Source organism: Amycolatopsis alba DSM 44262 (assembly GCF_000384215.1).
GTDB lineage: Bacteria > Actinomycetota > Actinomycetes > Mycobacteriales > Pseudonocardiaceae > Amycolatopsis > Amycolatopsis alba.
Map to the genome: position 1 here is coordinate 5,095,146 of NZ_KB913032.1, position 11,550 is coordinate 5,106,695.

Below are 11,550 nucleotides of genomic sequence, written 5' to 3' on the forward strand. Positions count from 1 at the left end.
CATGGGAGCACTCGACGGGCGCGTCGCCGTCATCACCGGCGCCGGACGCGGGATCGGCCGCGAGCACGCGCTGCTGTTCGCGCGGGAGGGCGCGAGCGTCGTGGTCAACGACCTCGGCGGGGCGAACGACGGCAGCGGGGCCGATGTCGGCCCGGCGCAGGAGGTCGTCGACGAGATCCGCGCGGCGGGCGGGAAGGCCGTGGCCAACACGGCGAACGTCGCCGACTGGGCGGGCGCCGAGGAGCTGGTCGCGCAGGCGGTGGGCGAGTTCGGCAGGCTCGACGTCGTCGTGAACAACGCGGGGATCCTGCGCGATGCTTTCCTTGCCGGACTTGAGGAATCCCAGTGGGATTCGGTGATCGCCGTGCACCTCAAGGGGCACGCGGCGGTGCTGCGGCACGCGGCCGCGTACTGGAAGACGGCGAGCAAGGCCGGTGAACCGGTCGCGGGTTCGGTGATCAACACCGCCTCGGCGTCCGGGGTCACGCTGCCGAACGCGGGGCAGGCGAACTACGGCGCGGCGAAAGCGGGGATCGCCGCGTTGACGCTGGTGGCAGCCGAGGAACTGGAGCGGTACGGCGTGCGGGTCAACGCGATCGCGCCGATCGCACGCACCAGGCTCACGCTGGCGACGCCGGGGATGGGCGCGATCTTCGCCCAAGAGGTCGAGGAAGGGGAGTTCGACGCGTTCTCCCCGGCGAACATCTCGCCGCTGGTGGCCTACCTCGCCACCGAGAAGTGCCCGCTCACCGGCAAGGTGTTCGCGGTGCAGGGCGGCGCGATCTCGGAACTCGCGGGCTGGCACGACGTCAAGGTGATCGAAACCGAGGAAGCCTGGGAAATCGACGACATCGCCGCGAGGCTGCCGTGATCGAGTGGTCCGAGACCGAACTGCTGATCCGGGACGCGATCCGCGAGTTCGTCGACAAGGAGATCCGGCCGCAGCTGGACGCGCTGGAAAGCGGGACGCTGCCGCCGTACGACCTCATCCGCAAGATGTTCGCCTCCTTCGGCATCGACGCGCTCGCGCGGGAATCGGTGACGAAACTGCTGTCCAAGGAGCGTGGCTCCGGCGGCGGGAGCCTGGCTTTCGGCGGGCAGGAGGCGATGGCGCTCATCGCGGTGAGCGAACTGGCCGGGGTCAGCCTCGGTATCGTCGCCTCGCTCGGTGTGAGCATCGGGCTGACCGCGCAGACCATCCTGACCAAGGGCACGCAGGCGCAGAAGGAACGTTGGCTGCCCGAGCTCGCGACGTTCGAGAAGGTCGGCGCGTGGGCGATCACCGAACCCGACTCCGGCTCGGACGCTTTCGGCGGGATGAAGACGTCGGTGCGGCGCGACGGTGACGAGTATGTCCTCAATGGACAGAAGACGTTCATCACCAACGGTCCGTACGCCGACACGATCATCGTCTACGCGAAGCTGGACGACGGCTCGGCGGTCCGCGACCGCAAGGTGCTGACGTTCGTGCTGGACAAGGGCATGCCGGGGCTCACGCAGGGCAAGCCGTTCAAGAAGATGGGCATGATGTCGTCGCCGACCGGCGAGCTGTTCTTCAGCGACGTCCGGCTCGGGCGGGACAGGCTGCTCGGCGAGTCCGAGACCGGCCGCGACGGCGACAGCAAGGCCGAGGTGAAGTCGGGCTTCGCCGTCGAGCGGATCGGGGTCGCGGCGCTGGCGCTCGGGATCATCAACGAGTGTCACCGGCTGTGCGTGGACTACGCGAAGAACCGGAAGCTGTGGGGCCAGGAGATCGGGCGGTTCCAGCTGATCCAGCTCAAGCTGGCGAAGATGGAGGTCGCGCGGATCAACGTGCAGAACATGGTGTTCCAGCTGATCGAGACGCTGCGCGCGGGCAAGATGCCGACGCTGGCCGAGGCTTCGGCGATGAAGCTGTACTCGTCCGAGGCGGCCACCGAGGTCGCGATGGAGGCCGTGCAGCTGTTCGGCGGGAACGGGTACATGGCGGAGTACCGGGTGGAGCAGCTGGCGCGGGACGCGAAGTCGCTGATGATCTACGCGGGAAGCAACGAGATCCAGGTGACGCATATCGCGAAAGGCCTGCTGGGCCGGTGAAGGTGAGGGTCCCCGTGGAACGGAATCCCACGGGGACCTCTCACGACACGTCACCCGAGGACGACCGACCGGCCCATCCGCACGGAGTCGGCGAGCGACTCCAGCACCGACATGGTGCTGCTCAGGTCGAGGCAGGCGTCGGTGATGCTCACCCCATAGGGCGCCGGGTGGTCCTGTCGTCCCTCTTCGAGGAACGACTCCATCATGACCCCCGCGATTCCCCTCTCACCGCAGGCGATCCGGCCCGCGATGTCGGCGATGACGCCGGGCTGGCGGCGGTGGTCCTTGCGGGAGTTGCCGTGCGACGCGTCCACGACGACACGGTCCAAGGACTTCGTGGCGCGTAACCCCTCGATGGCCGCGTCCACGGTCTCCGGGTCGTAGTTGGTCCCGGCCGAGGTGCCACGGAGGATCAGGTGCGCCGTCGGGTTGCCGGGCGAACTTCGCACGACAAGAGCGCCGTGTTCGCTCACGGCCGGGTGCCGCTGCGCGGTGCGGGCGCAGTGAATCGCGGCGGTGGCGACCGACAGGTCACCGTCGAGACCGTTCTTGATCCCGATCGGCATCGGCAGCTGGGACGCGAGCTCCCGGTGCGACTGGCTGGCCACCGTCCGGGCCCCGATGGCACCGTAGCTGAGGAGATCGCTCAGGTAAGGGGCGAGCATCGGCTCGACGAACTCCCCCGCCAGCGGCAGCCCGCTCTCCGCGGCCATGATCAGGAATCGGCGGCCCACGCGCAGGCCGCCGGCGATGTCTTCGGAGCCGTCGAGCCAGGGATCGTGGAGCAAACCTTTCCAGCCGACGGCGGTCCGCGGCTTTTCCAGGTATGCCCGGAGCACGACGAGCAAGTGGTCCTTCAACGGTTCGGCCGACTTCGCCAGCCGTTCGGCGTAGTCGATGACCGCGACCGGGTCGTGGACGGAGCACGGGCCGACAACGGCCAGCACCCGTCCGTCGCTGCCGTTGAGCACGTCGGTGATTTCCGAGCGGTGTTCCCGGATCTGGTCGACGAGCCGGGCTGGAACGGGATGTTCGTCGGCCAGTTCCGCTGGACTCGGCAACAGTTCGTAGCCGGGGATCGTGGTCACTGCGCTCTCCGTTTCTTGGTCCGGGAAACGCCGACTCCGGCAAGGCAAAGAGCCCCGCCGAGGATGGCGAGCAGCGTGGGTACCTCGTCGAGGAAAAGCCAGGACAGCGCGATCACGATCACCGGGACCACATAGGTGGTCACGCCGAGCTTGCCCGCCGGTGTCCGGGACAACGCGTATGCCCAGGTGTAGAACGCGAGCGCGGTGGGCAGCAGCCCCAGGTAGACGACCGACCAGGTGGCCGACGCCGGCGCGGTGGCCACATCGTGGATCAGCTGACCGCTGAACGGAAGGCAGGCGACGGCACCGACGACACAACCGAAGGTCGTGGCCTGCAACGCGGTGGCGTGATTCAAAGCCGGTTTCTGTGAGACCACTCCCACCGCGTAACCCGCCGCCGCCAGCAGACAGAGCGCGACGCCGAGGGCGCTGGAGGAGCCGTGCTGCGAGGAGAGTCCCACGATCGCCGCGCCGCCGAAAGCGACGACCAGCCCGATCACCAGGGGGAGGGGCAGTCCTTCCTTCAGGACGATCCCGGCGAGGATCGCGGCGAACACCGGGCCGATCCCGACCAGCAGCGACGCCGTCCCCGCGTCGGTATAGCGCTCGCCCCAGTTCAGCGCGACCATGTACAGGCCGAACCAGAAGACACCGGCACCGGCTATGCCGGGCCAGGCCTTGCGTGGCGGGAGCGGAGTGCGCTTGACCACCGCGATCGCCCCCAAGGCGAGCGCGCCCACCAGCAGCCTGCCCAAGGCGAGCGAGCCAGGCTCGTAGTGCGCACCGGCGAAGCGGATGCCGACGAAGGCTGATGCCCACAGCACCAGCGTGACGGCGATCGCGGCGACGGCCTTGACGTCGACCCCGGTCTCGACCTCGGTCCGGGTGCTCATCGGACCGCCGCCAGCGTCCGGAGCGCCCGGCGGTCCAGCTTGCCGACCGGGGTGCGGGGAAGGGATTCGACGACGATGATGTCCTCCGGGATCTCGTACCAGCTCAGGTGCTTCTGGGTCAGGGAGCCGATCTCGGCGATCACCTGCTCCGGCTCGGCACCCTCGTCGAGTTCGACGTGGGCGCGAAGTGAAGTCGTGGAGGACTCGCGGCGTACCGAACAGACACCGGCCGCGCGGACGGCGGGGTGGCTCACCAGGAGATCTTCGATCTCGGCGGGATGCACGTTCTGCCCGCCGACGATCTCGATGTCGTCCAGACGGCCGTGCAAGCGGACGAAGCCGTCGGGGTCGACAGTGGCGGCGTCGCCGGTCACGTACCAGTCGTCCGGCGTCCGCAGCGGGGTGTCGGAGCCGCGAGGGACGCCGGGTGCGATCGTCGGGCCGCGAACCTCCAGCTTCCCCTCCACCCCGGCCGCCACCTCGCGGCGCAGCCGGTCGACGATCCGCATGCGGTACGGCGGAAGGATCCGGCCGATGGTGCCGTCCCGGTGCGAGGACAGGGTGTTCGCGATCAAGGCGTGTCCTATTTCAGTGGTGCCGAAGATGTTGAGGAATCTCGCCCCGAGCGTTTCGCGGAGCGTGGTTTCGACGCTTTCGGGCAGCGGTTCACCGGCGACCAGCGCCAGCTTCAGGCCGCGGAGTGCCGCGGTGAAGGGGTGCTGGAGCAGCCGGGCGTAGAAGCTCGGCTGTCCATAAAGGACCGAAACCCGATGCCGCGTGATCAGCTCCAAGGCCGCGGATTCGGTGAGCCGCTCCCGGCTGAGTACCGTCGAACCCCCGCGAAGCAGCGGCAAGAGGATGGAATTGCCGAATCCGTAGGAGAAGTACATCCGCGACACGGAAAGGGTGACGTCCTCCGGCGCGAGGTCCACCACCGAGCCGATGGCCTGGTCGTAGACCTCCGGGTCACCATGGGTGTGGAAGCAGAGCCGGGGGGTCCCGGTCGTGCCGGAGGTGAAGAAGGCGAACGCCGGCGTGTCCGCGTGAGCCGGGAAGTACCCGGTTTTCGGCTCATGGCAGGCGAGTTGTGCGGGAGCGACCGGGGCGACCTGGTCGAGGCCGGGTGTCCCCGGTTCCGCGATGACCAGGAAAGCACCCGCGGTTTCGACCGCGCGCCGGATGGCCGTCTCGTGAATGAAGGTGTTGACCGGGATCGCCACGGCGCCCAGCCGGATCGTGCCGAGGACGGCCTGCACGAGTTCGACACTGTCGGGCAGCAGCAGCAGGACGCGGTCTCCCGCCTTCACCCCGCGTGCGGCCAGCCCGCCGGCGAATCGTGCCGAACCGGCATACAGTTCCGCGTAAGACACCGTCACATCGCCGGTACGGTAGGCCGTTCGTCCTGACCAGCCTTTTTCGTCGGCGAGGGTGGCAAGGTGAGAGGCCAGATTCATTGGACTATCGCCTCGATTTCGACGAGCAGATCGGGGCGGCAGATGTCGACGTTCAGATAGACGACCCGTGCGTCGGGGGAAAAGACTTCCTCGCACCGCGAGCGGACGAACGGGATGTCTTCGGGGCGGCTGACGTAAACCTTGATCAGGTCGAGGTCGCGAAGGGTGTAGCCGCCTTCCGCGCGGACTTTCCCCAGATTTTCCGTGCTGATCAGTGTCGTGATGTTTTCCAGGGTGACATCGACCTGACCCGAGATGTTTCCCTTGTGCACTGTTTCGTCGCCGATAATGCTCGCGGTCCCGGAAATGTACAGGATTCCGTCGGCGAAGGTGGCTCGCGCGAAGCTCGGCGCCTTGGGGCCGTAGCTTTCCGGATAGTGGTAGGCGGGAGTCTGCCGGGGGTTTTCCAGGTGGTGGACCTCGGCGTCGGCGCGTCCGGAGATGAAGTACAGGTACACGCCGTTGCCTCGGGTGCCGATCCCGGTCGCCGCCGGGATGTGGAGGATCCTGCCCGACCACAAGGCGAAGGCTTCGGACCGTCCCGCGCAGAAGTCGCGGTAGATCTCCACGCCGTCCGCGTTGTCGTCGATGATGCCGCCGACCAGGTTCCACATGCGGAGGATGTTCGGATAGCCGAGACGGGTGGCGAGTTCGAAGGCGGAGTCGTAGGCGATCCGGGCCGCGTCGCGATAGACGTCGCGTTCGGTGACCTGGATGGAACAGAACAGATGGCGGCCGTCCACGGCGTAGACCAGGCCGCCTTCCCGGCCTGCCACGACCGGACCCGAAGCGGCGAAAACCTCGTGGAATCCCGGCTCGGTCTCCGTGGTCATCGGTACGCCCACCGTCGGTACGCCCTTGTGCAATTCAGGGGCGAACCCATTCTTTTCGAATGCGACGCGGGCAAGAACGTGCTGGCTGTCCGCTTGTTCTCCTGGTTGCTCGAATTTTATGTTCGGCCGTGTTTCCCTCGGCGAGTTGAGCAGGTCGACAAAACTCGACATCCGAATTCCCCTCAGTACAAGAATCGCGGCCCTGCGGTTCGCGTCATTGCGTGAATATCCGGGCCGAGCGGGCCGATCGGAAATCTATCCGCAGCCCGGCCGCAAGGTCAACTGTAAACGGCGAAAATGGGAATCGCCCGATTGGACTCTTGAAATACCGGGACGCCGGAGCACGGATGAGTTTCTCGGGCTTCGGTGCGGGAGATCCCTACGTTTTCGGCAACGAGACCGAGGGGTCGATGCCGAAAACGTTTCGTGGCCGGGGCGCTCAAGTGAGCGAAAGCCGGCGGCTTGCCCCTTAGGGGTGCACAAAGTGCCCTCGTGTCTTACGCCATCCGCAGGCAGATGGCCGTCCGGCACAGGAAAACCCCCTGACTCGCCAGGCGCGAGTCAGGGGGCTGAGGTGATCCGAGGTGGTCGAATCAGTCGCGTTCGATGAGGTGACCGACGACCTCGGGGCCGGGGTGGGCGTGGCCGGAGCCGTCGCGCCGCACGTCGACCTCCGGCAGTTCCACCGGGTCGCCGTTGCGGGCGGCGCCTGCCGGGCGCGGGCCGATCCAGCCGACGACCAGCCGTGTCTCGCCCTTGAGGAAGCGCTGGGCGCGGACACCGCCGGTCGCGCGGCCCTTGGCCGGGTACTCGCTGAACGGCGTCACCTTCACGCTCGCGCCGGTCGCGGTGACGACCATCGGCTCGCCGTGCTCGGCGTCATCGGTCCGGATCGCGCCGAAGAAGACCACTTCCGCCTCGCCGCGCACGACCATCCCGGCCATGCCACCGCCCTTGAGACCCTGCGGCCGCACCAGCGAAGCGGCATAGCGCAGCAGTGACGCTTCGGACGACAAGAAGGCCAGCGTCTCGTCGCCGTCGGTGAGCCAGGTGGCGCCGACGACCTCGTCGCCGTCCTTCAGGCTGATCACGTCGAACTCGTCCGAGCGGACCGGCCATTCCGGCGCGCACACCTTCACGACGCCGTGTTTCGTGCCGAGCGCCAGGCCAGGGGAGCCGGCGGCCTGCTCTCCGAGCGGGGCAAGGCCGATGACGCGCTCGCCCTTCTCCAGCGGTACCAGTTCCTTCGCGGCCATCCCGCCGCGCAGCGACACGGTGCCCGCTTGTTCGGGCAGCACCGGCAGCGGCAGCACGTCGGTCTTGAACGCGCGGCCGCGGTTGGTCACCAGCAGGACCTGACCGCGCGCGGTCGAATGCACGACGGCGGACACCGAGTCGTGTTTGACGCGGCCGTTGCGGCGCCGCACTTCCGACGCCTCCTCTGATTCCGCGGCCGTCCGCGCGACCAGCCCGGTGGCCGAAAGGATCACCTGGCACGGGTCGTCGGTGACCTCCAGCGGACCCGACGGCTTCGACGCGGCGAGGACCTCCTTGAGGTCGCCGTCGATCAGCGCGGTGCGGCGTTCGGCGGGGGAGTCCTTGGCGACCTTGGCCAGCTCGGCCGAGACGACCTTCTTCAGCACCGACTCGTCGTCGAGGATCTTCGACAGCTCGGCGATCTCCGCGCGCAGCTTGTCCTGCTCGGCTTCGAGCTCGATCCGGTCGTACTTCGTGAGCCGCCGCAGCGGCGTGTCGAGGATGTACGTCGCCTGGATCTCCGAGAGTTTGAACCGCGTCATCAGGCCGTCCTTGGCGGCCGCGGCGTTCTCGCTCTCGCGGATCAGCTTGATCACCTTGTCGATGTTGAGCAAGGCGGCCAGCAGGCCTTCGACCAGGTGCAGGCGCTCTTCGCGCTTGCGGCGGCGGTACCGCGTGCGGCGGGTGACGACCTCGTAGCGGTGGCTGAGGAAAACTTCCAGCAGCGCCTTGAGCCCCAGCGTCTGCGGCTGCCCGTCCACCAGCACCAGGTTGTTGATGCCGAAGGACTGCTCCAGCGGCGTCAGGCGGTACAGATCCGCCAGCAGCGCCTGCGGGTTCACGCCGACCTTGCATTCGATGACCAGCCGCGTGCCGTTCTCGCGGTCGGTGAGGTCCTTGACGTCGGCGATGCCGGTGAGCCGCTTGGACTTGTTGACCTCGTCGGTGATCTTCTCGATCACCTTCTCCGGCCCGACGCCGTACGGCAGTTCGGTGACGGTGATCGCCTGACGGCCGCGGCTGCCTTCGAGCGGCCCGGTCTCGGCGCTGGCGCGCATGCGCACCACGCCGCGGCCGGTCTCGTAGGCGCGGCGGACCTCGTCCAGGCCCAGCAGCGAACCACCGGTCGGCAGGTCGGGGCCGGGGACGAACTCCATCAGCTTGTCGAGGGTGGCGTTCGGGTGGTTGATCAGCCACCGCGCCGCCCCGATGACCTCGGTGAGGTTGTGCGGGATCATATTGGTCGCCATCCCGACCGCGATCCCGGAAGTGCCGTTGACCAGCAGGTTCGGGAAAGCCGCAGGTAGCACGGACGGCTCTTCGAGCGAACCGTCGTAGTTCGGTCGGAAGTCGACGGTGTCCTCGCCGAGTTCGCCGACCAGCAGCATCGCTTCCGGGGACAGCCGCGCCTCGGTGTACCGCGAGGCGGCCGGGCCGTCGTCGGGGGAGCCGAAGTTGCCGTGCCCGTCGACCAGCGGGACGTTGAGCGAGAAGTCCTGCGCGAGCCGGACCATGGCGTCGTAGATCGCCGTGTCACCGTGCGGGTGGTACTTGCCCATCACGTCGCCGACCACGCGGGACGACTTCACGTACGCGTGTGTCGGCCGGTAGCCGTTCTCGTTCATCGAGTACATGATCCGGCGGTGTACCGGCTTCAACCCGTCCCGCGCGTCCGGGAGCGCCCGCGAGTGGATGACGGAGTAGGCGTACTCCAGGTACGAATCCTCGATCTCCGTCTTCAGCGAGTTGTCGAAGACGTTCGCGCCGGGCCGGTCGAACGCTGACGGGTCGACCTTGGTGGTGGTGCCCTTACGGCGTGCCATTGCTCAAAGCTCCTTGAATAGCAACGAAATCAGGCGTCGATGGCTTCGCGGTCGACCCGGTCGGAAGAGGCGACCAGCCAGTTGCGGCGCGGTTCGACCTTCTCGCCCATCAACAGTTCGAGCGCGTTCTCCGCGGCTTCGGCGTCGTCGAGGGTGATCCGGCGGACCGAGCGGGTGGCGGGGTTCATGGTGGTGTCCCACAGTTCGTCGGCGTCCATCTCGCCGAGGCCCTTGAACCGCGGCACCGGCGTGACGATCTGCTTGCCCGCGCGTTCCAGCGCGGCGAACTTGGTCTCCATCTCCTTCTGGGTGAAGGTGAAGTGGGTCTCCGGGTTGCGGCCCTTGGTGACCAGTTTGTGCAGCGGCGGCATCGCGGCGTAGAGCCTGCCGTCCTCGATCACCGGCCGCATGTACTTGGCGAACAGCGTGATCAGCAGCGTCCGGATGTGCGAACCGTCGACATCGGCGTCGGCCATCAGGATCACCCGGCCGTAGCGCATGGTCGTGAGGTCGAACGTGCGTCCGCTGCCCGCGCCGAGCACCTGCACGATCGAGGCGATCTCGGCGTTCTTCAAGGTGTCGCCGAGCGACGCCTTCTGGACGTTGAGTATCTTGCCGCGCAGGGGGAGCAGTGCCTGGTACTCCGACACGCGCGCCATCCGCGCCGAACCGAGCGCGCTGTCACCCTCGACGAGGAACAGTTCACTGCGGGAGACGCCGGTGGTGCGGCAGTCGACCAGCTTCGGCGGCATGGCCGCGCCCTCGAGCGCGGTCTTGCGCCGGGCGGCGTCCTTCTGCTGCTTCTGGGTGAGCCGGACGCGTGCCGCGTCGACCACCTTCTGCAGCACGATCTTCGCCTCGGACTTGGTCTTGCGCTCTTCGGTCCAGGACCGGATGTGCTTGTCGACGATGCCCTGGATGACACGGGTGATCCCGGCGGTGGACAGCTCGTCCTTGGTCTGCGAGGTGAACTGCGGCTCCGGCAGCCGGACGTGGACGACCGCCGTCATGCCTTCGAGCACGTCCTCGACCGTCGGCATGTCCTCCTTGGGCTTGAGCAGCCCGCGGGTTTTGGAAATGGCGTCCTGCAAGGACTTCAGCACCGCACGGTCGAAACCGCGGCGATGCGTGCCGCCGTGCACGTTGCGGATGGTGTTGGTGAAGGTCTCCACCGTGCGCTCGTAGCCGGTGCCCCAGCGGAGCGCGACCTCGATCTCCGCGTGCCGCTCCACATTGGACTGCATGACGCCGCTCGCGTCGGCCGCGTTCTCCTTGTAGGTGCCCTCGCCCTTGATGATCAGCGTGCCGCAGACGGGTTTCTCGCCGCTGGGGGCGAGGAAGTCGACCATGTCGGCGAGGCCGTTGGGGAAGTGGAAGGTCTCTTCGCTGATCGCGTCGTCGACGGCGGTGCGCAGCACATACGTGACACCGGGGACCAGGAACGCGGTGTTGCGCATCTTGGCGCGGACGCCTTCGACGTCGAGCACGGCGCCCGTCTCGAAGTAGCGGGAGTCGTACCAATACCGGATCGACGTGCCGGAACGCTCGCCGCGCTTCATCTTCCCGGTGATGTTCAGCCCGGACCTGCGGGTGAACTTGGCCTTCGGGCCGGGGCCGTCGAAGACGCCGGGCACGCCGTGCGCGAACGACATCTGGTGGACCTTGCCCTCTTGCTTCACTGTGACGTCGAAGCGGTGCGAGAGCGCGTTCACCGCCGAAGCGCCGACACCGTGCAGGCCGCCGGAGGTCTTATAGCCCGAGCCGCCGAACTTGCCGCCGGCGTGCAGCCTCGTCAGCACCAGCTCGACACCGGACAAACCGGATTTCGCGTGCGTCCCGGTGGGGATGCCGCGGCCGTCGTCGTCGACCTGGACGCTGCCGTCGGCGTGCAGGGTGACCACGATCTTCGCGGCGTGACCCGCCACACCTTCATCGGTCGAGTTGTCGACGACCTCGGAAAACAGGTGGTTGATGCCGCGGCTGTCGGTGGAGCCGATGTACATTCCGGGACGCTTGCGGACCGCTTCCAGACCCTCGAGATGCGTCAGGTCGTCGGCCCCGTACAGGGTCTCAGCAGTCACTGGGTACTTCTCCTGGAGTCGTGGCTCGCGAACTGGCTCGTGACG

Annotated in this window: 8 protein-coding genes; 2 read left to right on the top strand and 6 right to left on the bottom strand. The window is 67.6% G+C overall.

Annotated elements, in window-relative coordinates; translation table 11 throughout:
* Nucleotide 1 precedes the first annotated feature (1 nt).
* Both AMYAL_RS0124455 and AMYAL_RS0124460 read left to right on the top strand, forming a co-directional pair.
* Nucleotides 2-871 carry an SDR family oxidoreductase gene (locus tag AMYAL_RS0124455; protein ID WP_020633890.1) on the top strand — a complete coding sequence of 290 codons (870 nt, stop codon included), beginning with the start codon at nucleotides 2-4 and terminating at the stop codon, nucleotides 869-871.
* Entirely contained in the window at nucleotides 868-2,076 is a 1,209-nt protein-coding gene (locus AMYAL_RS0124460; protein WP_020633891.1) for an acyl-CoA dehydrogenase family protein, read from the top strand. The genes AMYAL_RS0124455 and AMYAL_RS0124460 overlap by 4 nt, the downstream gene beginning before the upstream one ends.
* Nucleotides 2,077-2,126: 50 nt before the next feature.
* On the opposite strand, the gene AMYAL_RS0124465 is transcribed toward AMYAL_RS0124460, so the two are convergent.
* From AMYAL_RS0124465 to AMYAL_RS0124490, 6 genes are all read right to left on the bottom strand, one after another.
* A complete protein-coding gene (locus tag AMYAL_RS0124465) occupies nucleotides 2,127-3,164 on the bottom strand; it encodes a 3-deoxy-7-phosphoheptulonate synthase (RefSeq protein WP_020633892.1) in 1,038 nt (345 codons plus the stop codon).
* Nucleotides 3,161-4,057 (bottom strand): DMT family transporter, encoded by an 897-nt coding sequence (locus AMYAL_RS0124470; protein WP_020633893.1) that lies wholly within the window; start codon nucleotides 4,055-4,057, stop codon nucleotides 3,161-3,163. Before AMYAL_RS0124470 ends, AMYAL_RS0124465 begins: the two co-directional genes overlap by 4 nt.
* Complete coding sequence (locus tag AMYAL_RS0124475; RefSeq protein WP_026467403.1) at nucleotides 4,054-5,511, bottom strand: class I adenylate-forming enzyme family protein; 1,458 nt, start codon at nucleotides 5,509-5,511, stop codon at nucleotides 4,054-4,056. The genes AMYAL_RS0124470 and AMYAL_RS0124475 overlap by 4 nt, the downstream gene beginning before the upstream one ends.
* Nucleotides 5,508-6,515, bottom strand: coding sequence for an FkbO/Hyg5 family chorismatase (locus tag AMYAL_RS0124480; protein WP_026467404.1), 1,008 nt, complete (start codon nucleotides 6,513-6,515; stop codon nucleotides 5,508-5,510). The genes AMYAL_RS0124475 and AMYAL_RS0124480 overlap by 4 nt, the downstream gene beginning before the upstream one ends.
* Before the next feature lie 422 nt (nucleotides 6,516-6,937).
* Entirely contained in the window at nucleotides 6,938-9,424 is a 2,487-nt protein-coding gene (locus AMYAL_RS0124485; RefSeq protein ID WP_020633896.1) for a DNA gyrase/topoisomerase IV subunit A, read from the bottom strand.
* A gap of 29 nt (nucleotides 9,425-9,453) precedes the next feature.
* Nucleotides 9,454-11,505 (bottom strand): DNA gyrase/topoisomerase IV subunit B, encoded by a 2,052-nt coding sequence (locus AMYAL_RS0124490; RefSeq protein WP_020633897.1) that lies wholly within the window; start codon nucleotides 11,503-11,505, stop codon nucleotides 9,454-9,456.
* Nucleotides 11,506-11,550 lie beyond the last annotated feature (45 nt).